We start from the raw sequence: 21262 nt of genomic DNA on the forward strand, positions 1-21262 counted from the left end.
AGCGTTTTCCTCGGCGTGTCTTGATCATGGCTGGCGGTACCGGTGGCCATGTGATCCCGGCGCTGTCGCTGGCGCGTGGCCTGGCGGCCCAGGACGTTCATGTCGAGTGGCTGGGCAGTCCGCGCGGCATCGAGAACCGCCTAGTGCCGGACGCGGGTATCCCACTGCACTGCATAGATATTGCCGGACTGCGTGGTAATGGTGCTGTCGGCTGGCTGCAAGCACCGTGGCGACTGCTGCGCGCCGTTGCTCAAGCGCGTGGCGTTATCCGCACGCTGGATCCGCAGCTGGTGGTGGGGCTGGGCGGTTTCGCTAGCGGTCCCGGCGGGCTGGCTGCGTGGCTGATGCGCCGACCGCTGATCATCCACGAGCAGAACGCCGTGGCCGGGATGACCAACAAGGCACTGTCGCGCCTGGCGCGACGCGTCTATGCCGCGTTTCCGCAAGCTTTTGGCGGGCGCGCCGAGGTAGTGGGTAACCCGGTGCGTGAGGAGATCGCCGCACTCGGGGAGGAGACGCGCAGCGCCGAGACGCTGAAGCAGCGGCCGCTGCGGCTGCTGGTGGTGGGCGGTTCGCTGGGCGCCCAGGCGCTTAACCAGTGCCTGCCGGACGCGCTTGCGCAGTTGCCGGAAAAACGGCGCCCTGCGGTCCATCATCAAGCCGGACGCGACAAGGCCGAGGCGACCCGTCAGGCCTATGCCACTGTCGGGGTAAACGTCGAGGTTAGCGAGTTTATCGACGACATGGCGGCCGCCTACGACTGGGCCGACCTGGTGGTGTGCCGGGCTGGTGCGCTGACCGTGGCCGAGCTGGCTGCCGCCGCCAAGCCCGCCTTGTTCGTGCCGTTTCCCCACGCGGTGGACGATCATCAGACCGCCAACGCCCAGGCCTTGGTGGATGCCGGCGCTGCCGAGCTGATGCCTCAGGCGACCCTGACCCCCGATTCCCTGGCCGAGCGCCTGCAGGCGCTGCTGGCCCCCGATACGCTTGCCACCATGGCCGTGCAGGCCAGAGGCGAAGCGCGCCTCGACGCCATCGAGCGCCTGGTGGATGGTTGCATGGAGACTGCTTTTGACTGATATCAATGCTTCGCACACCACCAGCGCCGGCCTCGGCATGCGGCGCATTCGGCGCATCCATTTCGTAGGAATCGGCGGTGCCGGCATGTGCGGTATTGCCGAAGTCCTCGCCAACCAGGGCTACTGCGTGAGCGGTAGCGATCTCAAGGCATCGAGCGTGGTCGAGCACCTGCGCGGCTGCGGGGTCGACGTCTGTATCGGCCATCACCAGCGCCATGCCGAAGGTGCCGATGTGGTGGTGGTGTCTACCGCCGTGGATGCCGAGAACCCCGAGATACGCTGGGCCCACGATCACCGTGTACCGGTGGTGCGACGCGCCGAGATGCTCGCCGAGCTGATGCGCTTCCGCCACGGCATTGCGGTGGCCGGTACCCACGGCAAAACCACCACCACCAGCATGACCGCTACGCTGCTGGCCGAGGCCGGGCTCGATCCGACCTTCGTGATCGGCGGCAAGTTGACCAGTGCTGGCACCAACGCGCGTCTCGGCGAGGGCGATTACCTGGTGGCCGAAGCCGACGAGTCGGATGCCTCCTTCCTGCACCTGCAGCCGATGGTGTCCATCGTCACCAACATCGACGCCGACCACATGGCCACCTACGGCGGTGATTTTGAGCGCCTCAAGAGCACCTTCATCGAGTTTCTGCACAACCTGCCGTTCTACGGCCTGGCGATCCTGTGCATCGACGACGATAACGTGCGCGGGCTGCTCGACGATGTACATCGTCAGTTCGTCACCTATGGCTTCAGCGCCGATGCCGACTACCGCATCGCCGACTTCACACAGCGGGCCGGTGAGGTGTGCTTCACCGCGCACCGCCCCGGCGATCTGGCCCCCCTCGCCGTGCGTCTGGCGATGCCCGGGGAGCACAACGCGCTGAATGCGCTGGCGGCGATCGCCGTGGCCACCGATGCCGGGGTCAGTGACGAGGCGATCCAGCGCGGCCTGTCGGGCTTCGCCGGGGTCGGGCGGCGCTTTCAGGTGCATGGTGATTTCGCGTCGCCGGGTGGCGACGGCGAGGTGATGCTGGTCGACGACTACGGCCACCACCCGCGAGAAGTGGAGATGGTGATCCGCGCAGTGCGCGCCGGCTGGCCTCAACGGCGGCTGGTAATGGTCTACCAGCCGCACCGCTATTCGCGCACCCGCGACCTCTATGAGGACTTCGTACGGGTACTTTCCGGCGTCGACACGCTGCTGCTGCTCGACGTCTACAGCGCGGGGGAGGCGCCGCTGCCTGGGGCCGAAGGGCGCAGCCTGGCCGGCTCGATCCGCCAGCGCGGCAAAGTCGATCCGCTGTTCGTCGAAGGCAAGGCCGAGTTGCCCTCGCTGCTCGCCAACGTGCTGCGCCCCGACGATATTCTGATTACCCAGGGCGCCGGTGATGTCGGCGGGATCTCACAAGCGTTGGCCGAGGCGCAGCTGAATCTGGACAAGGTGGCACTATGAATCAGAGCCCTTTTCACCACGCCTGCGGCCGTGTGGTGGTGCTGTATGGCGGCGACTCCGCCGAGCGTGAAGTGTCGCTGCTGAGCGGTGCCGCGGTGCTTGCCTCGCTGCAGCGTAGCGGCCTCGACGTGACCGGCTATGACCTGGCCGACGGCGGCTTGGCCGGCCTCGAGGCGCTGGCCCCGGATCGGGTATTCATCGCCATGCACGGGCGCGGCGGGGAAGACGGCACCCTGCAGGGGGCACTGGAGCTGCTCGGCATTCCCTATACCGGCAGTGGGGTGCTGGCCTCGTCGCTGGGCATGGACAAGCAGCGCACCAAGCAGGTCTGGCAGGCGCTGGGGCTGCCCACCCCGGAGAGCGTGATTCTTGGCGCGGATGCCGACTGGGACGGGGTCTGCGAACGGCTGGGGCTGCCGCTGATCGTCAAGCCGGTGCATGAGGGGTCGACCCTGGGCATCAGCATCGTCGACAGCCGTGAGGCACTGGCCGCCGCCTACCAGGAAGCGGCGCGCTTCGATGCCCAGGTGATGGCCGAGCGCTTCATTCAGGGGCCGGAATATACGGTGTCGCTGCTCGGCGACGAAATATTGCCGGCGATTCGCGTCGAGGTGCCGAGCGGCTTCTATGACTACGAGGCCAAGTACTTCTCCGACGCTACCCGCTACCACCTGCCGTGTGGTCTTGGCGATCATGAAGAGGCTCAGCTCGGTGAGCTGTGCCAGCGTGCCTTCGCGGCGATTGGCGGCGAAGGGTGGGGGCGTGTCGATGTGATGCGCGATGCAGATGGCCGCTTTTGGCTGCTCGAGGTCAATACCGTGCCGGGCATGACCGATCATAGTCTGGTACCGCAGTCAGCGGCCCACGCCGGCTACGACTTCGATGCGCTGGTCCGCTCAATCCTGGCGACCACCCTCGATGACGTCAGGGAGCGCTGAGGTCTCATGAGTGACGCCGCGCGGAGATCCCTGGTTGGGTTGATGCTGTTCCTGGTGCTGCTGGTGGCTGGCGGCCGCGCGCTGTGGCTATGGCTGGACCGGCCGGTGGAGCGGGTCTCGATCAGTGGCGAGCTGCGCCACGTCAGTGCCGGCTATCTGCGCGAGGAGTTGGCTCCTCTGATTCAGGGGCACACCTGGCTGTCGGTGGATCTTGGTGAGCTGCGGCGGGCCGCCCGCGACGTCGACTGGCTAGCGGAAGTGCGGGTCTCGCGAGAGTGGCCCGATGCGCTCTCCTTCGACCTTGTCGAGCAGGTCCCGGTAGCGCGCTGGAATGATGATTTTCTGCTTAACCCCGAGGGCGAACCCTTCGCCTTCGGGCCAGTGTCGCCGCCCGGCGACCTGGCAGACTTGGCCGGGCCGACGGGGAGTGGTCCCGTGGTGCTGACGTATTACCACGACCTGTCGGCGCGGCTTGATACCCTGGGGCTGACCATTACCCAGCTGCGACTCGAAGCTCGCGGGGCGTGGCGGCTGCAGCTGGATGATGGCGCCTGGGTGATGCTGGGGCGTAATGATCGTGATGCACGTCTGGCGCGATTGAGCGCCGCTTGGCAGCGTCAGTTGGGCGCCCAGGCGTCGCATATCCGCTACATCGACCTGCGTTATCCCAATGGGGTGGCGGTCGCCTGGCACGGAGAAACCGATGCCGGCAGCGATGACGAAGGGCAGGGCTCGTAAGGCGTTTTTTTCGTCGAGTTCCCGCCAAGTCTCGCTATGGGGTGTTCCTTTTATTAAAAAAGCCCCGTATTCTGACGTATGTTTTTCATCGACTACTGGTGAAACAACGCAAGTTGTTCCTATAATTGTGTCTATGTCTAAGCACGCACTTTAACGGACACTTAATACCGACAAGTTTGAGGAGTGACCACGACCCATGGCAGGACAACCCAACGCTTCCAATATGGTAGTCGGGCTGGATATCGGAACATCCAAGGTCGTGGCGATCGTGGGGCAACCCACTGACGATGGCGGTATCGAAATCGCCGGGATCGGGTCGCACCCGTCGCGTGGCATGAAGAAGGGTGTGGTGATCAACATCGAATCCACGGTGCAGTCTATCCAGCGCGCCGTGGAAGAAGCCGAGCTGATGGCCGGCTGTGACATTCATTCGGTATATGTCGGTATTGCCGGCAGCCATATCAGCTCAATGAATTCCGACGGTGTGGTGGCGATCAAGGAGCGTGAGGTCAGCACATACGATATCGAGCGGGTGATCGACTCGGCGCGGGCGCGGGCCATTTCCGAAGGGCAGCGGGTCCTGCATGTATTGCCGCAGGAATTCTCCATCGACAAGCAGGAGGGGATTCGTGAGCCGTTGGGCATGTCCGGCGTGCGCCTCGAAGCCCAAGTGCATCTGGTCACCGCGGCGCTCAATGCGGTGCAGAACATCGAAAAGTGCGTGCGCCGCTGCGGACTAGAGGTCGATGCGATCATTCTCGAGCAGCTGGCCTCGAGCCACGCGGTGTTGACCGAGGACGAGCGCGAGCTGGGCGTGTGCATGGTCGACATCGGTGGTGGTACCACCGACATTGCGGTCTTTACCGAGGGCGCCATCCGCCACACCGCGGTGATTCCGATTGCCGGCGATCAGGTCACCAACGACATTGCCATGGCGCTGCGAACGCCGACCCAATACGCCGAGGACATCAAGGTCAAGTATGCCTGTGCGCTGACCCAGCTGGCTTCCAGCGATGAGATGATCAAGGTGCCGAGCGTCGGTGAGCGACCCGCGCGGGACTTGTCGCGTCAGGCGCTGGCCGAAGTGGTCGAGCCGCGCTATGAGGAGCTGTTCACGCTGGTGCGCGAAGAGCTGCGACGCAGCGGCTACGAGGACCTGGTGGCGGCTGGGGTGGTGCTCACTGGCGGCACCTCGCGGATGGAAGGCGTGGTCGAACTGGCCGAGGAGATATTCCACATGCCGGTGCGCATCGCCAGCCCGCAGAACGTCAGGGGCCTGGCCGACGTGGTGCGCAATCCGATTTATTCCACTGGGGTCGGTTTGCTACATTACGGTATGCGTGACGCCAGGCAGGGGCATGGCCTCCACGGCCACGGACGAGTAGTATCGGCACAGCCGAAAAGGGAAGACGTCTCCCGGCGGGGACTCAAGGACGGTTTTCCGGCGCTGGACAAGATCAAGGGCTGGTTCAAAGGAAATTTCTGATACGGGCCGTGAGCGGTCCAGGAGACGGGGCTTATGTTCGAACTGGTAGATAACGCACCCTCAAGCAGCGCGGTCATCAAGGTGATCGGCGTCGGCGGCGGCGGCGGCAATGCCGTCAATCACATGGTCGAGAGCAACATTGAAGGCGTCGAGTTCATCTGCGCCAATACCGACGCCCAGGCGCTCAAGCGGGTGGCGGCCAAGACCGTGCTCCAGCTCGGCAGCGAGATCACCAAGGGCCTTGGAGCGGGCGCCAATCCCGACGTTGGCCGCCAGGCGGCGACCGAGGATCGCGAGCGCATTGCCGAGCTGATCAGCGGCGCCGACATGATCTTCATCACCGCCGGCATGGGCGGTGGGACCGGTACCGGTGGCGCGCCCGTGGTCGCCCAGGTGGCCAAGGAGCTGGGCATCCTCACCGTGGCGGTGGTCACTCGGCCGTTCCCCTTCGAGGGGCCCAAGCGCATGCGCGCCGCCGAGGAGGGCATGAAGGAGCTCTCCGAGCACGTCGACTCGCTGATCACCATCCCCAATGAAAAGCTGCTCGCGGTGCTGGGCAAGAATGCCAGTCTGCTGACTGCCTTCAGTGCCGCCAACGACGTACTGTTGGGTGCGGTGCAGGGCATCGCCGAGCTGATCACCAGCCCGGGTATCATCAACGTCGACTTCGCCGACGTGCGCACCGTGATGTCCGAGATGGGCATGGCGATGATGGGCACCGGCGGTGCCACCGGCGAGAATCGCGCTCGCGAAGCCGCCGAAAAAGCGATCAAGAGTCCGCTGCTGGAAGATATCGATCTGCACGGTGCGCGGGGCATCCTGGTCAATATCACTGCCGGTCCGGACCTCTCTATTGGCGAGTTCAACGATGTGGGTGCCACCGTCCAGGAATTCGCTTCCCAGGACGCCACCATCGTCGTGGGTACCTCCATCGACATGGATATGTCGGATGAGCTTCGCGTCACCGTGGTCGCGGCGGGCCTCGAAGGTCGTCAGCAGAAAGCCGCACCGCGCGAGACCGTGGCGGCGCGTCCCGAGTCTGCCGACTACCGTACGCTGCAGCAGCAGCCGGCGGTGATGCGCCAGCAGGCCGCCAAGTCCGAGCAGGAAGCGGCGGTCAAGGCACGCGCCGAGAAGCGCAACAAGTCGCAGGAGCTTGACGACTACCTGGACATCCCGGCGTTCCTGCGTCGTCAGGCCGATTGAGGCGTGCTATCGATAGCATAGGGGTGGTCAGGGATGTTTTTTTTGTTGAAACGCTCGTTCGCTGTTATAGTGAACAGTGTTTGATAACTAATATCAGCCTGGCTACTGCCCATGATTAGACAACGTACTCTCAAGAACACCATTCGTGCGACCGGCGTTGGCCTGCACTCTGGTGAAAAAGTCTACCTGACGCTGCGTCCGGCGCCGGCCAACAGCGGCATCATCTTCGTGCGTACCGACCTGGAGCCCCAGGTGATGATTCCGGCGCGGGCCGAGAACGTCACCGACACCACCATGTGCACGGCGCTGTCCCAGGACGGTGTCAAGGTGGCGACCGTCGAGCACTTGATGTCGGCCTTCGCCGGCCTGGGCATCGACAACGCCTTCGTTGACGTCAGCGCCCCCGAGGTGCCGATCATGGACGGCAGTGCCGGGCCCTTCGTGTTCCTGATCCAGTCGGCGGGCATCGAGGAGCAGCAGGCAGCCAAGAAGTTCATCCGCATCAAGCGTGAAATCGTGGTGCGCGAAGGCGACAAGGAAGCGCGGTTCCTGCCCCACAATGGCTTCAAGGTGGCCTTTGCCATCGACTTTGATCATCCGGTTAGCGAGCTGCGTGAGCAGACCGCCAGCGTGGACTTCTCGACCACCTCGTTCGTCAAGGAAGTATCACGGGCGCGCACTTTCGGATTCATGCGCGATCTCGAGTTCCTGCGCTCGCACAATCTGGCGCTAGGCGGCAGCCTCGACAACGCCATCGTGGTGGACGACTATCGCATCGTCAACGAAGGCGGACTGCGCTACGACGACGAGTTCGTCAAGCACAAGGTGCTTGACGCCATCGGTGATCTCTACCAGCTAGGTTATAGCTTGATCGGCGAGTTTCGCGGCATCAAGTCGGGCCACGCGCTGAACAACCAGCTGTGCCGTGAGATGCTGGCAAACCCCGACTCCTTCGAGATCGTGACCTTCGAAGACGAGGCTCAGCGCGCGCCGATCTCCTACGCCGCACCGGCCATGGCGTAAGCGCTGCCGCCGACAAGTGGCGGTGGTAATAATCGTGGGTGCCAGGGCTGATATTGCGCCGCCTCCTCATGGGAGGCGGCGCTTTTGCGATGGGCGAGGCTAGCGTGATTCGCCGCGCTCGGCGTGGCTGGCGAGTCGCTCCAGGGCGCGTTTGAGGCGTGGGTTGCGGGTGTCAGCGGCACAGCTCGATAGTTCGTCGGCGGCACTGGCCGAGAGCGCGCGACTCTGACGTGGCGGTGCCTTGGGGGGGCGTACCGGACGGACCTTGAGGGTGAAGCCGAGTACCGCCTCGAACTGTCGATGCTGATGCAGCAGAGCGAGCAGGCGCGGCTGCTCATAGCGCAGCCACGTGAGCCACACGGCGCGGTCGGTGATCAGCGTCAGTTTGCCGTCGCGGTAGCCGCCGACGAAAACATGCTCGCGCACCTCCTCGGGCAGCTGCTCGCGCAGCAGCTGCTGGGCACGACCTATCAGCTGCGCCATGCGCATCAGTCCGCCAAGTTCACCCTGTCCGCCCAGAAGCCGAGCCACGGGCTGGGCGCGGAAACGCTTAACCTTTATACTCATGGGCTTGCACTCAGGACGCCAGGCGATAACAGGCAATTTAGCATGCCAGAGAGTACATCGACAGCATGAGTCACGCCGATCCAGCTTCTTCGCGCGAGGCTCCCACGCCGGATGCCGGTCGGGATACCGCGAACGGTACGCGGCGGCGCCTGCGTAGCCGCTGGTGGCTGGCCGGCCTGCTGGTCGGTTGCCTGCTGCCTGCGGGGCTGGCCCAGGGCGATGTGCGCCTGGTCAGTCGCGTGGTGCAGATCTGCTGGCTGGTGCCGGACAGCATTCGTGCTGAAAGTCGGCGCTTGGCGCGTCGACGGCGCTGGTTGCCGATGGCACGCCGCCGGGAGGTCGTGCAGCGCCAGGCCGGTTGCCCACTTCCACCGCCGCGTCTGCTGCCCCGGGTTGCTGGCGTCGACGTACTGTCGCGTCGCGGCCCTCCTGACATGTTCGCTCACTCCACCTGACGCCGCCCGAGAGGGCGCCAGCGGCGACCGCGTGATGCCGGTCGGCACGCTGTGTTTCGATTCCATGCTACGAGTGAACACGCAATGCTGAATTCTCTGTTACGCAAGATGGTCGGCTCCAAGAACGACCGTGAAGTCAAGCGCCTGGCCAGGCCGGTTGCTGAAATCAACCAGCTCGAGGCGCGCTACGAAGCCCTCGACGATGCTGCCCTCAGCAACATTACCGATGAGTTGCGTGAGCGACTGGCCGGCGGTGAAACCCTCGACCGCCTGCTACCCGAGGCCTTTGCCGCCGTGCGCGAGGCGAGCAAGCGGGTGATGGGCATGCGCCATTTCGACGTGCAAATGATCGGCGGTCTCGCTCTGCACCGCGGGCGCATTGCCGAGATGAAGACCGGCGAAGGCAAGACCCTGGTCGCGACCCTGGCGGTGTATCTCAATGCGCTGCCCGGCAAGGGCGTGCATGTGGTCACTGTCAACGACTACCTGGCGCGCCGCGATGCCGAGTGGATGCGTCCGCTGTATGAATTCCTGGGCCTCTCGGTGGGGACCATCTATTCCGGCCAGAGCGGCGAAGAGAAGCGCACCGCCTACGCCTGCGACATCACCTACGGCACCAACAACGAGTTCGGCTTCGACTATCTGCGTGACAACATGGCCTTCTCGCTGGAAGACAAGGTCCAGCGCGGACTGCACTACGCCATCGTCGATGAGGTCGACTCGATTCTGATCGACGAAGCGCGCACGCCACTGATCATCTCCGGGCCGGTGGAAGAGAACACCGAGATGTACAAGGTCGTCGACCGGTTGGCGCTGGGGCTGACCAAGTGCAGCGATCCCGAGGATCCGGCCAGCGGCGATTTCTTCCTCGACGAGAAGCAGAAGCAGGTCGAGCTCACCGAGGACGGCCACAACCGGGTCGAGGAGCTGATGCGCAGCGAAGGGCTGCTCGGCGAGCATGACTCGCTCTACGCGGCGCAGAATCTCAACCTGCTGCAGCACATGCATTCTGCGCTGCGCGCCCGCCATCTCTACCAGCGCGACGTCGACTACATCGTCAACGACGGCCAGGTGGTGATCGTCGACGAGCACACCGGGCGCAGCATGCCCGGGCGGCGCTGGTCGGAGGGCTTGCACCAGGCGGTGGAGGCCAAGGAGGGTGTCACGGTGCAGCGCGAGAGCCAGACGCTGGCCTCGACCACCTTCCAGAACTACTTCCGTCTCTACGACAAACTGGCCGGCATGACCGGGACCGCCGACACCGAGGCCTTCGAGTTTCGCCAGATCTACGGCCTCGACGTGATGGTGATCCCGACCAACCGGGCGCTGGCGCGCCAAGACCTTAACGATCTGGTCTATCTGACCGGCGAAGAGAAATTCGAAGCGATCATCAAGGAGGTCCAGGCCGAGACCGAGGCCGGGCGTCCGGTACTGGTAGGCACCGCCTCGATCGAGACATCCGAGTATCTGGCCGACCTGATGCGCCAGGCCAAGCTCGACTTCAACGTGCTCAACGCCAAGCAGCACCAGAGCGAGGCCGAGATCATCGCCCAGGCCGGGCGTCCCGGTGCCATCACCATCGCCACCAATATGGCCGGTCGCGGTACCGATATCGTGCTGGGCGGCAACTGGGAAGCCGAAGTCGCCAAGCTCGACGATCCGAGCAGCGCCGACATTGAGCAGGCCAAGGCCGAGTGGCAGGCGCGCCATGAGGCGGTGCTGGCCGCCGGTGGGCTGCATGTGATCGGGTCTGAGCGCCACGAGTCGCGGCGCATCGACAATCAGCTGCGCGGCCGCTCCGGGCGCCAGGGCGATCCCGGCTCGACGCGCTTCTTCCTGTCGCTGGAAGATAGCCTGATGCGGCTGTTCGGTTCTGATCGCGTGCAGCGCCTGATGCAGGCCTTGGGCCTGGAGCGCGGCGAGGCGATCGAGCACAAGATGGTCTCGAATGCCGTCGAGCGGGCGCAGAAGAAGGTCGAGAGCCGCAACTTCGATATCCGCAAGCAGCTGCTCGAATATGACGACGTGGCCAACGCCCAGCGTAAGGTGATCTACGAGCAGCGTAACGAAATTCTCGGCGCTGAGGATGTCTCGGAGAACGTGTTGGGAATCCGTGAAGAGGTGCTCGACCTGGCCATCAGCGAGTTCGTGCCGCCCCAGAGCCTGCAGGAGCAGTGGGACCTCGAAGGGCTCCAGGAACACCTCAAGACCGAGTTCAATATCGATGCGCCGGTAGTGCAGTGGGCTGAAGACGATGACCGCTTCCACGAGGAGCAGCTCCGCGAGCGGCTGCAGACCCAGCACCGCGAGGTGTATGCCGCCAAGGTCGAGACCGTCGGCGAAGAGCTGATGCGGCGCTTCGAGAAGCAGGTCATGCTGCAGGTCCTCGACTCGCGTTGGAAGGAGCACCTGCAGGCGATGGATCATCTGCGCCGAGGCATTCATCTGCGCGGCTATGCCCAGAAGAACCCCAAGCAGGAGTACAAGCGCGAGTCCTTCACCCTGTTCCAGGATCTGCTGATCAACATCAAGTCCGATATCACGCGGATTCTCAGCCACGTCAAGGTGCGCCGTCCGGATGAGGTCGAGGAGCTGGAGCGTCAGCGTCGCGAAGCGCTGGAACGCCAGAAAGCAGGCGCGGCTATGCGCCATGAGGCGCTCGACGACGATCCGACGGCTGACGCCGAGCCCGCTCGCCCGGCGCCCGGTGCCGACGGCCGTCCGGTGCGTCGTGAGGGCCCCAAGGTGGGACGCAACGACCCCTGTAGCTGCGGGTCGGGCAAGAAGTACAAGCAGTGTTGCGGCAAGCTGAGCTGATACCCATTAGGTGAGGAGATACGCGCATGGCCGTTGGCAAGGACACCTTTCCGGCGCTGCCGGCGATCGAGGGGGTGCGGCTCGGCACCGCCATGGCCGGCATCAAGAAACCCGAGCGTCGCGATCTGGTGGTGATCGAGATCGCCCCTGGCGCCAGCGTGGCGGGCACCTTCACGCGCAATGCCTTTTGCGCGGCACCGGTGCACGTTGCCAAGCGTCATCTGGGACTCGAGACGCCACGCTATCTGCTGATTAACACCGGTAATGCCAACGCGGGTACCGGCGACGTCGGTATGCGTGATGCCGAGGCCAGCTGCGCAGAGCTGGGGCGCTTGGCCGATGTTGCGGGCACCGCGGTGCTGCCGTTCTCCACCGGGGTGATCGGCGAGGCGCTGCCCATGCAGCGGCTGATGGCAGGCTTGCCCGCGGCGCTGCAGAGCCTCGATGCCGATGGCTGGGCCGCTGCTGCCGAGGGCATCCTGACCACCGATACGCGCCCCAAGGGCGCCACGGCTAGCGTCGAGATCGGCGGTGAAACGGTCACCATCAGCGGCATCAGCAAGGGGTCGGGGATGATTCAGCCGAACATGGCCACCATGCTCGGTTTCATCGCTACAGATGCCAGCATCGCCCAGGCCGATCTGGAACACTGGCTGCGCGAGGGAGTGGCGCGCTCCTTCAACTGCATCACCGTGGACAGTGACACGTCCACCAACGATGCCTGCATGTTGATTGCCACCGGCAAAGGTCCGGCGGTGAGCGCTGCAGAGGACGTGGCGCGCTTTCGTGCGGCGCTCGACAAGGTGCTGGTCGTGCTGGCCCAGGCGATCATTCGCGATGGCGAGGGGGCGACCAAGTTCGTGACCCTCGAGGTCAGCGAGGCGCGCTCGCGCCAGGAGGCGCTGGACGTGGCCTTTACCGTGGCCCACTCGCCCCTGGTCAAGACCGCGCTCTACGCGTCGGATGCCAACTGGGGTCGGATCCTGGCGGCGGTAGGGCGCGCACCGGTGGCGGATTTCGATGTCGGTCGGGTGGTCATCGACCTGGGCGACGTGCGCCTGGTCGAACATGGCGGACGCGCTGCCAGCTACACCGAAGAAGCCGGCAGTGCGGTGATGGCCGGAGAGGAGATCACCATTCGCATCCGGCTGGGGCGCGGCGAGGCTGACGCCACGGTCTGGACCTCGGATCTGTCCCACGAATACGTATCGATCAACGCCGACTACCGCAGTTGAGCGTCGTTAACGCTGAGAGAAGTACGGGTGCGCCCGTGAAGACAAGGGTACGAGGATAATGGTCAAGAGACGGGTACATGTGGCGGCCGCCGCCATCGTCAGTCGCGATCGACAGGAGGTGCTGATCGCGCGGCGCCCCTCCACCGTGGATCAGGGGGGGCTGTGGGAGTTTCCGGGCGGCAAGCTGGCCCCTTATGAAACCGGCTTCGAAGCGCTGCGTCGCGAACTGCATGAAGAACTGGGGGTGGAGATTCAGCGTGCCCAGCCGCTGATCCGCGTGCACCACGAATACCCCGACAAGCACATCCTGCTGGATGTATGGCAGGTCCATGAGTTCGCCGGCGAGCCGTTCGGTCGCGAGGGCCAGGCGGTGCGCTGGGTGCCGATGGAGGAGCTGGTCAACTATCCGTTCCCGGCGGCCAACCTGCCGATCCTGCGTGCGGTGATGCTGCCCACCGAGTATCTGATCAGCGCCGAAGAGGACGACGATGCCGACTTCCTGGCCAAGCTGGAGCGGGCGCTGCGTGAAGACGGCATTCGTCTGGTACAGCTGCGCGCCAAGACCCTCGCGCACGAGGCCTATGTGGCGCGCGCCGAGCAGGCGCTGGCGCTATGTCGTGAACACGCTGCCCGGCTGCTGCTCAACGGCGAACCGTCGTTGCTCGACGAGGTCGATGCCGATGGCATTCATCTCACCAGCGAGCGCTTGATGAGTCTCGAGCGGCGCCCCATCGCTGAAGGCAAATGGCTGTCCGCCTCGACCCATGATCGCGCACAGCTCGAACAGGCGGCGCGGATCGGCTGCGACTTCGTCACTCTGTCGCCGCTGCGCACCACGCCGACCCACCCGGATGCCGACCCCTTGGGATGGCACGATTTCCAGCAGCTGGTGGAAACAGCCGGCATGCCGGTCTTCGCGCTGGGTGGCATGACCCGTTACGATGCCGACCACGCACGCGCGGTGGGTGCCCAGGGCATCGCCTCGATCCGCGATTTCTGGAAGTAATTCAGCGCCCAGCGACAAGCGCCCGGCGCCTAGCAGGTTAGTGTCGGGCGACGGGTGCTGGCAGTGAGCGAGGAAAAGCCTTGTCGATATCATATCGACGAGGCTTTTTGCTGCCGCGATTCCCAATACAGATATCATCCTGCGGCGCTCGGCGCTCGGCGCTCGGCGCTCGGCTAGTCCCGATAGCGTCGGGTTAGGTCGCCGTAGGCGTCGATGCGCCGGTCGCGCAGGTAGGGCCAGATACGCCGGGTCTCTTCGCCGCGGGCCATGTCGAGTTCGACCAGCAGCAGCTCGCTCTCCTCGCCGGCGTGGGCCAGCAGCTCGCCTTGGGGGCCGCACACGAAGCTGCCGCCCCAGAAGTCGATGCCTGGGCTCACTTCGGAATGATCCGGCTCGTGGCCGACGCGATTCGCGACCAGCACCGGCAGCCCGTTGGCCACGCCGTGGCTGCGCTGGATCAGCGTCCAGGCGTCCTTCTGGCGACGCTTCTCGTCATCGTCATCCGGTGGGTGCCAGCCAATCGCGGTGGGGTAGAGCAGCAGCTCGGCACCGGCCAGCGCCATCAGGCGTGCCGCCTCCGGGTACCACTGGTCCCAGCACACCAGCAGGCCGAGGCGACCCAGCGAAGTATCGATGGGTTGAAAGCCCTGGGTCGCGTCGACGTCGCCTGGGGTAAAGTAAAACTTCTCGTAGAAGCCCGGATCGTCGGGGATATGCATCTTGCGATAGTGACCGACACGGCCTCGTTGGCGGTCGTAGACCACCGCGGTATTGTGATAGAGGCCGGCGGCGCGGCGTTCGAACAGCGAGCCGACCAAGACGATGTCGAGCTCGGCGGCCAGCGCCGCCAGGCGCTGACCGCTGGGCCCGTCCAGCGGCTCGGCGAGATCGAACAGCGCCGGGTCTTCGTACTGGCAGAAATAGTGGGTTGCGTGCAGCTCCTGAAGCATCACCAGCTGGGCGCCGCGCGCCGCCAATTCGCGCACGCCGCGCTCGCTCTCGGCCAGGCTCTTGGCCTTGTCCGGCCAGGCTGCCTGCTGAACCAGGCCAACCGTAACAGTGGACCTCATGAGGATCCCTCCGCTGAGTGGGAAACGCCTGCCAGGCTGCCGAGGGGCAGCTGCATGGTCAGGCAGTGCAGACTGCCATGTTGGCGGATCACGCTGCGACAGTCGATGGGGATGATGTCGCGCCCCGGAAAGGCGTCGGCAAGGGCGCTCAGGGCGCGCATGTCAGCGGCGTCGGCATAGGTGGGCACCAACACCGCGCCGTTGATGATCAGGAAGTTGGCATAGGTCGCCGGCAGCCGGTGGCCGTCGTCCGGGTCGAAGCAGGGCGCCGGCCAGGGCAGCGCCACCAGCCGGTAGGGAGTGCCGTCGGCCTGGCGCAGCGCCTCGAGTTCGCCGCGCATGGCGTCAAGCGCCGGATAGTGAGGGTCCTGAGGGTCATCGCAGTGGACATAGGCGATGGTGTGCGGGTCGCAGAAGCGTGCCAGGGTGTCGATATGGCTATCGGTGTCATCGCCCTCGAGGTGGCCGTTGGCTAACCATAGCACCCGTGTCGCACCCAGCGATGACGCTAGCTCGGCTTCCACGGCGGCGCGGTCGAGATGCGGATTGCGGTTGGGGTTGAGCAGGCAGGCCTCGGTGGTCAGCAGTGTACCCTGGCCATCGCTCTCGATGGCGCCGCCTTCGAGTACCAGTGAGCGAGTGTCGAGGGGGGCAGAAAATACGCCCTGAGCGGCGAGTCGCTGGCTGAGTCGGTTGTCGTGCTCGGCGGGAAATTTGTCGCCCCAGCCGGTAAAGGTGAAATCGCGCAAGACGACCTGGCCATCCTGTTCGACGCCGATCGGGCCGTGGTCGCGGGCCCAGGTGTCATTGCTGGCTGCGACCACCAGTCGCAGCCGCTCCTCGGGTACACCCCGTCGTGAGAAGCTGCTTGCCAGTCGCTCGCGAGTGGCAGGGTCGGCGACCGTGATCAGTACCGACTGATAGCGGGTGATGGCCACCACCATGGCGTCCAGCGTCGCTTCGATGCACGCCAGGGTGGGGCCCCAATCGCTGTCGGGGTGGGGCCAGGTCAACTGGATGGCATCCTGGGAGTGCCACTCGGGGAACAGACGTAACGCCATGCGGTCTTCTCACGCTGGATGGATCGTGGTCGGCAGCTAGCCGGGGTCAATGCGCGCAAATGTAGGGTGCTGTCGATGTGGATGCAAGCCTGGCATGCTGTGGCGCGGACGGGCCGGATGCCCGCCACGGCCAACGATGCACCTGACGGTAAAAAGCCGTACCATGTGCGCCTTCTGAAAAGGAATCGATCGCGATGCTCGACCGCTTGCCCATCATGCTTGGTCTGCGCTATGTGCGGGCCAAGCGCCGTAATCACTTTATCTCGTTCATCTCACTGACCTCGATGCTGGGATTGATGCTCGGCGTTGCCGTGTTGATCCTGGTGCTGTCGGTCATGAATGGCTTCGACCACGAGCTGCGCAATCGCATCTTGGGCATGGTGCCACATACCAAGATCGAAGCGCGCGAAGGCCTCAGCGACTGGCAATCGTTGGCCGAGCAACTGACACAGCGCGAGCGCGTAATCGGCGCTGCCCCCTACATCCAGCAGCAGGGCATGTTCTCGGTGGGCGGGCGCAACCAGGGCGCCATGGTCAACGGCATCGAGCCTGACTGGGAAGATCGGGTATCGATCATCAGCCGGCATATGCAGCGGGGGAGTCTCGATGACCTGCAGCCCGGTGAGTGGAACCTGGTGCTCGGCTCGATGCTGGCGCGCAGTCTCGGCGTCAGCGTAGGCGACCGGGTAACGCTGCTGGTGCCTGAGGCGTCGATCACTCCGGCGGGGGTCTTCCCGCGCCTCAAGCGTTTCACGGTCAGCGGTATCTTCAGCGTTGGTGCGGATCTCGATGCCGGGCTGGCCTACGCCAATATCGAGGACATGCAGACCCTGGCGCGACTGGGCGACAACGTCGAAGGCCTGCGCCTGGAGCTCGACGACCTGTTCGTCGCCAACAGCGAGACCCGTGCCATCATCGATGAATTGGGCAGCGGCTATCGCGGCATCGACTGGACCTTCTCCCACGGCAACCTGTTCCAGGCGATCCAGATGGAGAAGCGCATGATCGGGCTGCTGCTGACGGTGATCATTGCCGTGGCAGCCTTCAATATCGTCTCGACGCTGGTCATGGTAGTGACCGACAAGCATGCCGATATCGCCATCCTGCGCACCATCGGCGCCACACCGCGCTCGATCATGGGGATCTTCATCGTCCAGGGGCTGGCGATCGGCATCATCGGCATCCTGATCGGGGTGATACTCGGGGTGATACTGGCGCTGAGCATCTCCGACATCATCAATTTCTTCGAATCGGTGCTGGGTATCCAGTTCCTCGACTCCAACGTCTACTTCATCAGCCATCTGCCGTCGCGGCTGGACTGGACGGATGTCGGTAACATCATCGCCGCGGCCTTCGGGCTGACCTTCCTGTCGACCCTCTATCCGGCTTGGCGCGCGGCGCGGATTCAACCTGCCGAGGTACTGCGCTATGAGTGATGACATGATCAATCGCGACGCCCAGCCAGCCGGCAAGGTGCTACTCGAGTGCCGCGGCCTGACCCGTGTTTATCGAGAGGGGCCGCAGGACCTCACCGTACTGCATGAGCTCGACCTCGAGGTGCACGCCGGTGAGCGTGTGGCGGTGGTGGGCAGCTCCGGCTCGGGCAAGACCACGCTGCTCAACCTGCTCGGCGGGCTGGACAGCCCCACTGCCGGTGAGGTCAAGGTGGCCGGGGAGTCGCTGGCGCAGTTCAAGGAGGCGGCGCTGGGAAAGTTCCGCAATCGTCATATCGGCTTCGTCTATCAGTTCCACCACCTACTGGCCGAACTGACGGCATTGGAAAATGCTGCGCTGCCGCTGATCATCCGCGGCCAGAGCCGCAAGCAGGCTCAGGTCCGAGCGCGGGAGATTCTGGGCCGGGTGGGTATGGCCGAACGTGCCGAGCACAAACCCGGCGAGCTGTCCGGCGGTGAGCGTCAGCGGGTGGCGATTGCCCGTTCACTGATCACCGACCCCAGCCTGGTGTTGATGGACGAGCCCACCGGCAACCTCGACCAGACCACTGCGGCGAGCATCCTGGCGCTAATGGACGAGCTGGCGCGGACCACTGCCTGCGCCTTCGTGGTGGTGACTCACGATACGGCGCTGGCCGCGCATCAGGACCGCGTGCTACGCCTAGACGCTGGCCGCCTCTCGGCGGCTTGATCAGCACTCCTTGTCATCACGTTGACTGCGCCGCCGACGTAAGCGCCGGCGGCGCCAGCTACGCGACACCTGCCAGCGCCAGATCAGGCGAATGATCAAGTTGGCGGCAAGTCCCACCACTACCGCAGAGACTAGCGAGCCCATCGCCAGGATAGGCATGATGTCGACCATCTGCTCGGCGATCCAGCGCGTCGAAAGGCGCGTGGGCGCTTCGCGTGCCGGGGTATCGAGCAGCCAGGCACCGATGCGGTAGTTGCCATAGAAGATTAGCGGCATGGTCAGCGGATTGGTGATCCACACCAGCCCCACCGAGAGCGGCAGATTGCAGCGCAGCAGCCAGGCGCCGAACGCCGCGACCACCATCTGGAAGGGAATCGGCAGCAGCGCACTGAACAATCCCACCATGAAAGCGTTGGCCACGCTACGTCGTGACAACACCCACAGTGAGGGATCGCCGATCAGGTGCCCCATGAAACGCAGCGAGCGATTGCGTTTCAAGGTATCGGGGTGGGGCATGTAGCGCTGTAGCAGTCGGCGCGGCATGGTGGGCTCGTCGTGGCGCTGGAGTGGCTCGAAGTCAGCTATTATCCACACTAGGCTCATGGCCCGCCACGACCAGCGTCGCTTATTTGCGGCATCGGCGCGGGCGGCAACACACGGACGTGATACGCGATGCGCATGGGATGGGCGCTGCCGCTGGCGGCGGCGGCACTACTCGGAATCGCCGTCGGCTGGCTGGCCCCCGCCGGCATTCTCGAGGCTGGGTTGCTGGTAGGGCTGATGGCCTGGCGGCACTGGCGTTGGATGGCATGGCTGCTGGTGGCTGCGCTGAGTGCCTGGCCGGTGCTGCAGGCGGCCTCGGCGAGCCTGCCCCAAGGCCTGTCCCGTGAAGACCTGCAGCTCGAGGGGCGTCTATTGCAGGTCGAGCCCCAGGGCGAGTTGACTCGCCTGCTGGTGCGGGTCGAGGCGTGTCGGCCAGAGGTCGCTCAGCGACCCACCTGTGATCGCCTGCGCCGGGTGCGCTTGACGCTGTTCGACGCCGAGGCACAGGCGCCCGAGATGCGCCCTGGCGAGCGCTGGCGTTTCATGGTGCGGCTGCGTCCGCCGACCGGTTTCGCCAACCCCAATACCTTCGACTATGCCGCCTGGCTGTGGCGCGAGCGAATCGATGCCACTGGCTATGTACGCCACGACCCCGAGCCGTTGCGGATGTCTTCGGCACCGCCGTTGCCTGCCCAGCGGGGGCTGGCGTATCTCGATGGACGGCTCGAGGAGGGGGTGGCGCGCCGCTGGTTGGCGGCGCTCACCCTAGGGGTTGGCGAACGCCTCGATCCAGACGACTGGACGCGGCTCAATGCCACCGGCACCACCCATCTGGTGGTGATCTCAGGGCTGCACGTGGGGCTGGTGGCCGCATTCACTCTGCTGCTGGGGCGTGGCGTTGCGAGGCTAGCGGTACCCGGCCGGTGGCGGTTGGTGACTTGGCCATGGTGGCTGGCCGGGGCCGCTGCCGTGGGCTATGCGATGCTGGCCGGCTTCGCGCCGCCGGCACAGCGCGCCATGTTGATGACACTGGTCGGGCTGTGGGTGGCCAGCGGCCGTCATGCCCCGGGACCTTGGCAGGCCTGGTGGTTAGCGCTGGGGGTGGTGTTGCTGCTCGATCCCATCGCCCTGTGGCGGCCGGGGCTGTGGCTCTCCTTCGTCGCCGTGGCGCTGCTGATCGTGATCTGGCAGGGGCGTCAGCGTCCGCGAGGCGCACGCGGCTGGCTATGGGCGTTGGTACGCACGCAATTGCTGCTGGCACCGCTGATGGCCGCGGCGGTGCTGGTGGCCTTCGATCGGGTAGCGCCCGCGGCGCCGCTGGTCAACCTGGTCGCCGTCCCGCTGGTCAGTATCTTGATGGTGCCGCTGGGGCTGTTGGGTTGGCTGCTGTTCTGGATGCCACCGCTGTCGGGGCTGTGCTGGTGGCTGTTCGGACTGCTGGCCGAGATGCTCCATGGTCTGCTGGGCGCGGCCATGAGCTGGTTGCCGGCGTGGTCGCCGGCGCCCTGGCAGCGCTGGCCACTGGCGCTTACCTTGATCCTGCTGGCGATGTGTTGGGCCCTGCCTGGGCTGCCGCGGCGTTTACGTCTGGTCGCAAGTCTGGCGCTGGGGCTGGTGCCGCTCTCGCTCGCACCGCCAAGCCTACTGCCGGGGCAGCTGCAGGTGCGCGTACACGATGTCGGTCAGGGGCAGCTGGTCGACCTGCGCACGGCCAATCACCGCTTGCTCTACGATGCCGGGCCGCGCTTTCGCTCCGGGTTCATGCCGTTGGCCGGCCTGTGGGCACGGCCGCAGCGGTTTGATCGTGTCATCGTCAGTCATGATGACCTCGATCACGCTGGAGGGGTGCCGGCGCTGGCGGCGCATGCGGTTGGAGCGTTCATGGCGCCCCGCGGCGAGCAGATCGGCGTGCCGTTCGAGGCGTGTCGGGCAGGGCAGTCGTGGCAGTGGGATGGCGTGACGTTCTCATTACTCTGGCCGCCGCCGGGGGATAACAGTGAGTGGTCGAGCAACGATCGATCCTGTGTGCTGCTGGTCGAGGCCGGAGCACAGCGGGTACTGATCACCGGCGATGTGGGGCGCCAGGTGGAGCGCTACTTCCTGCTCGACGTCGAGGCGCCGCTGACGCTGCTGGTGGCCGGCCACCATGGCAGCCACACCAGTACCGGGCCGCAGCTGGTCAAATGGCTCGATCCGCATCAGGTGGTGTTTAGCGCCGGACGAGACAACCCTTATGGGCATCCCAGTGACGTAGTGGTACGGCGGCTGCGCGGCCGCTGTCTATGGAATACTGCCCTCGACGGTGCGGTGAGCTGGCGGCTGGGCGATGCGTCACCGGCAACCGGCGAGCCGATGCGTGACCTGGCGGCGTGGCGCGGCGGTGTCGGGGACAGGTGTCATGGGGTAGAATCGGCGCCACCCGATGCGCATTAGGAGTGCTGCG

18 protein-coding genes are annotated in these 21262 nt (G+C 65.1%); 14 read left to right on the forward strand and 4 right to left on the reverse strand.

All coding sequences use genetic code 11. The features are described 5' to 3' along the window. The first annotated feature begins 26 nt into the window (after nucleotides 1-26). From murG to lpxC, 7 genes are all read left to right on the forward strand, one after another. Nucleotides 27-1079: an undecaprenyldiphospho-muramoylpentapeptide beta-N-acetylglucosaminyltransferase gene (gene murG, locus BLT16_RS10825; protein WP_089658587.1), complete on the forward strand. Its 1053-nt coding sequence runs from the start codon at nucleotides 27-29 to the stop codon at nucleotides 1077-1079. After that, the gene (gene murC / locus BLT16_RS10830) at nucleotides 1051-2529 is read left to right on the forward strand and encodes a UDP-N-acetylmuramate--L-alanine ligase (RefSeq protein ID WP_089658531.1); all 1479 of its coding nucleotides are present in this window, start codon (nucleotides 1051-1053) and stop codon (nucleotides 2527-2529) included. Before murG ends, murC begins: the two co-directional genes overlap by 29 nt. After that, nucleotides 2526-3467 carry a D-alanine--D-alanine ligase gene (locus BLT16_RS10835; RefSeq protein ID WP_089658532.1) on the forward strand — a complete coding sequence of 314 codons (942 nt, stop codon included), beginning with the start codon at nucleotides 2526-2528 and terminating at the stop codon, nucleotides 3465-3467. The genes murC and BLT16_RS10835 overlap by 4 nt, the downstream gene beginning before the upstream one ends. 6 nt (nucleotides 3468-3473) lie before the next feature. After that, nucleotides 3474-4205, forward strand: coding sequence for a cell division protein FtsQ/DivIB (locus BLT16_RS10840; RefSeq protein ID WP_089658533.1), 732 nt, complete (start codon nucleotides 3474-3476; stop codon nucleotides 4203-4205). Between the two features lie 196 nt (nucleotides 4206-4401). Further along, nucleotides 4402-5691, forward strand: coding sequence for a cell division protein FtsA (gene ftsA / locus BLT16_RS10845; protein ID WP_076748488.1), 1290 nt, complete (start codon nucleotides 4402-4404; stop codon nucleotides 5689-5691). A gap of 33 nt (nucleotides 5692-5724) precedes the next feature. Beyond that, the gene (gene ftsZ, locus BLT16_RS10850; RefSeq protein ID WP_089658534.1) at nucleotides 5725-6897 is read left to right on the forward strand and encodes a cell division protein FtsZ; all 1173 of its coding nucleotides are present in this window, start codon (nucleotides 5725-5727) and stop codon (nucleotides 6895-6897) included. A gap of 111 nt (nucleotides 6898-7008) precedes the next feature. Beyond that, nucleotides 7009-7920 carry a UDP-3-O-acyl-N-acetylglucosamine deacetylase gene (gene lpxC / locus BLT16_RS10855; RefSeq protein WP_089658535.1) on the forward strand — a complete coding sequence of 304 codons (912 nt, stop codon included), beginning with the start codon at nucleotides 7009-7011 and terminating at the stop codon, nucleotides 7918-7920. A gap of 99 nt (nucleotides 7921-8019) precedes the next feature. On the opposite strand, the gene BLT16_RS10860 is transcribed toward lpxC, so the two are convergent. Continuing rightward, nucleotides 8020-8487 carry a DUF721 domain-containing protein gene (locus BLT16_RS10860; protein ID WP_089658536.1) on the reverse strand — a complete coding sequence of 156 codons (468 nt, stop codon included), beginning with the start codon at nucleotides 8485-8487 and terminating at the stop codon, nucleotides 8020-8022. Nucleotides 8488-8552: 65 nt separating this feature from the next. Here BLT16_RS10860 and BLT16_RS10865 point away from each other — a divergent pair, with 65 nt between their 5' ends. From BLT16_RS10865 to BLT16_RS10880, 4 genes are all read left to right on the forward strand, one after another. Continuing rightward, nucleotides 8553-8942: a hypothetical protein gene (locus BLT16_RS10865; protein ID WP_245701598.1), complete on the forward strand. Its 390-nt coding sequence runs from the start codon at nucleotides 8553-8555 to the stop codon at nucleotides 8940-8942. Nucleotides 8943-9026: 84 nt separating this feature from the next. After that, on the forward strand, nucleotides 9027-11759 hold the full coding sequence (secA, locus tag BLT16_RS10870; RefSeq protein ID WP_089658537.1) for a preprotein translocase subunit SecA: 2733 nt from the start codon (nucleotides 9027-9029) through the stop codon (nucleotides 11757-11759). A gap of 26 nt (nucleotides 11760-11785) precedes the next feature. Beyond that, complete coding sequence (gene argJ / locus BLT16_RS10875) at nucleotides 11786-12994, forward strand: bifunctional glutamate N-acetyltransferase/amino-acid acetyltransferase ArgJ (protein WP_089658538.1); 1209 nt, start codon at nucleotides 11786-11788, stop codon at nucleotides 12992-12994. 58 nt (nucleotides 12995-13052) lie between these two features. Continuing rightward, a complete protein-coding gene (locus tag BLT16_RS10880) occupies nucleotides 13053-14000 on the forward strand; it encodes a Nudix family hydrolase (RefSeq protein WP_089658539.1) in 948 nt (315 codons plus the stop codon). A 173-nt stretch (nucleotides 14001-14173) separates the two neighbouring features. On the opposite strand, the gene BLT16_RS10885 is transcribed toward BLT16_RS10880, so the two are convergent. Continuing rightward, nucleotides 14174-15070 (reverse strand): carbon-nitrogen hydrolase, encoded by an 897-nt coding sequence (locus BLT16_RS10885; RefSeq protein WP_089658540.1) that lies wholly within the window; start codon nucleotides 15068-15070, stop codon nucleotides 14174-14176. Then, nucleotides 15067-16131 (reverse strand): agmatine deiminase family protein, encoded by a 1065-nt coding sequence (locus BLT16_RS10890; RefSeq protein ID WP_089658541.1) that lies wholly within the window; start codon nucleotides 16129-16131, stop codon nucleotides 15067-15069. Before BLT16_RS10890 ends, BLT16_RS10885 begins: the two co-directional genes overlap by 4 nt. Before the next feature lie 194 nt (nucleotides 16132-16325). Here BLT16_RS10890 and BLT16_RS10895 point away from each other — a divergent pair, with 194 nt between their 5' ends. Together BLT16_RS10895 and BLT16_RS10900 are read left to right on the forward strand one after the other, a co-directional pair. Further along, nucleotides 16326-17567 carry a lipoprotein-releasing ABC transporter permease subunit gene (locus BLT16_RS10895; RefSeq protein ID WP_089658542.1) on the forward strand — a complete coding sequence of 414 codons (1242 nt, stop codon included), beginning with the start codon at nucleotides 16326-16328 and terminating at the stop codon, nucleotides 17565-17567. Continuing rightward, complete coding sequence (locus tag BLT16_RS10900; protein WP_089658543.1) at nucleotides 17560-18276, forward strand: ABC transporter ATP-binding protein; 717 nt, start codon at nucleotides 17560-17562, stop codon at nucleotides 18274-18276. Before BLT16_RS10895 ends, BLT16_RS10900 begins: the two co-directional genes overlap by 8 nt. On the opposite strand, the gene BLT16_RS10905 is transcribed toward BLT16_RS10900, so the two are convergent. After that, the gene (locus tag BLT16_RS10905) at nucleotides 18277-18819 is read right to left on the reverse strand and encodes a DUF2062 domain-containing protein (RefSeq protein ID WP_089658544.1); all 543 of its coding nucleotides are present in this window, start codon (nucleotides 18817-18819) and stop codon (nucleotides 18277-18279) included. It abuts the gene before it with no gap. A 129-nt stretch (nucleotides 18820-18948) separates the two neighbouring features. On the opposite strand from BLT16_RS10905, the gene BLT16_RS10910 reads away from it, so the two are divergent. Beyond that, complete coding sequence (locus tag BLT16_RS10910; RefSeq protein ID WP_089658545.1) at nucleotides 18949-21252, forward strand: DNA internalization-related competence protein ComEC/Rec2; 2304 nt, start codon at nucleotides 18949-18951, stop codon at nucleotides 21250-21252. Nucleotides 21253-21262 lie beyond the last annotated feature (10 nt).

The sequence above is a fragment of the Franzmannia pantelleriensis genome, assembly GCF_900102875.1.
GTDB classification, from domain to species: domain Bacteria; phylum Pseudomonadota; class Gammaproteobacteria; order Pseudomonadales; family Halomonadaceae; genus Franzmannia; species Franzmannia pantelleriensis.

Excerpts from the sequence above, each read along its gene's own strand:
- lpxC (WP_089658535.1), top strand. The coding sequence starts at position 7,009 with ATGATTAGACAACGTACTCTCAAGAACACCATTCGTGCGACCGGCGTT.
- murC (WP_089658531.1), top strand. The coding sequence starts at position 1,051 with ATGGTTGCATGGAGACTGCTTTTGACTGATATCAATGCTTCGCACACC.
- BLT16_RS10900 (WP_089658543.1), top strand. The coding sequence starts at position 17,560 with ATGAGTGATGACATGATCAATCGCGACGCCCAGCCAGCCGGCAAGGTG.
- BLT16_RS10835 (WP_089658532.1), top strand. The coding sequence starts at position 2,526 with ATGAATCAGAGCCCTTTTCACCACGCCTGCGGCCGTGTGGTGGTGCTG.
- BLT16_RS10885 (WP_089658540.1), bottom strand. The coding sequence starts at position 15,070 with ATGAGGTCCACTGTTACGGTTGGCCTGGTTCAGCAGGCAGCCTGGCCG.
- BLT16_RS10860 (WP_089658536.1), bottom strand. The coding sequence starts at position 8,487 with ATGAGTATAAAGGTTAAGCGTTTCCGCGCCCAGCCCGTGGCTCGGCTT.
- ftsA (WP_076748488.1), top strand. The coding sequence starts at position 4,402 with ATGGCAGGACAACCCAACGCTTCCAATATGGTAGTCGGGCTGGATATC.
- secA (WP_089658537.1), top strand. The coding sequence starts at position 9,027 with ATGCTGAATTCTCTGTTACGCAAGATGGTCGGCTCCAAGAACGACCGT.
- murG (WP_089658587.1), top strand. The coding sequence starts at position 27 with ATGGCTGGCGGTACCGGTGGCCATGTGATCCCGGCGCTGTCGCTGGCG.
- BLT16_RS10880 (WP_089658539.1), top strand. The coding sequence starts at position 13,053 with ATGGTCAAGAGACGGGTACATGTGGCGGCCGCCGCCATCGTCAGTCGC.
- BLT16_RS10895 (WP_089658542.1), top strand. The coding sequence starts at position 16,326 with ATGCTCGACCGCTTGCCCATCATGCTTGGTCTGCGCTATGTGCGGGCC.
- BLT16_RS10905 (WP_089658544.1), bottom strand. The coding sequence starts at position 18,819 with ATGCCGCGCCGACTGCTACAGCGCTACATGCCCCACCCCGATACCTTG.
- argJ (WP_089658538.1), top strand. The coding sequence starts at position 11,786 with ATGGCCGTTGGCAAGGACACCTTTCCGGCGCTGCCGGCGATCGAGGGG.
- BLT16_RS10910 (WP_089658545.1), top strand. The coding sequence starts at position 18,949 with ATGCGCATGGGATGGGCGCTGCCGCTGGCGGCGGCGGCACTACTCGGA.
- ftsZ (WP_089658534.1), top strand. The coding sequence starts at position 5,725 with ATGTTCGAACTGGTAGATAACGCACCCTCAAGCAGCGCGGTCATCAAG.
- BLT16_RS10890 (WP_089658541.1), bottom strand. The coding sequence starts at position 16,131 with ATGGCGTTACGTCTGTTCCCCGAGTGGCACTCCCAGGATGCCATCCAG.
- BLT16_RS10865 (WP_245701598.1), top strand. The coding sequence starts at position 8,553 with ATGAGTCACGCCGATCCAGCTTCTTCGCGCGAGGCTCCCACGCCGGAT.
- BLT16_RS10840 (WP_089658533.1), top strand. The coding sequence starts at position 3,474 with ATGAGTGACGCCGCGCGGAGATCCCTGGTTGGGTTGATGCTGTTCCTG.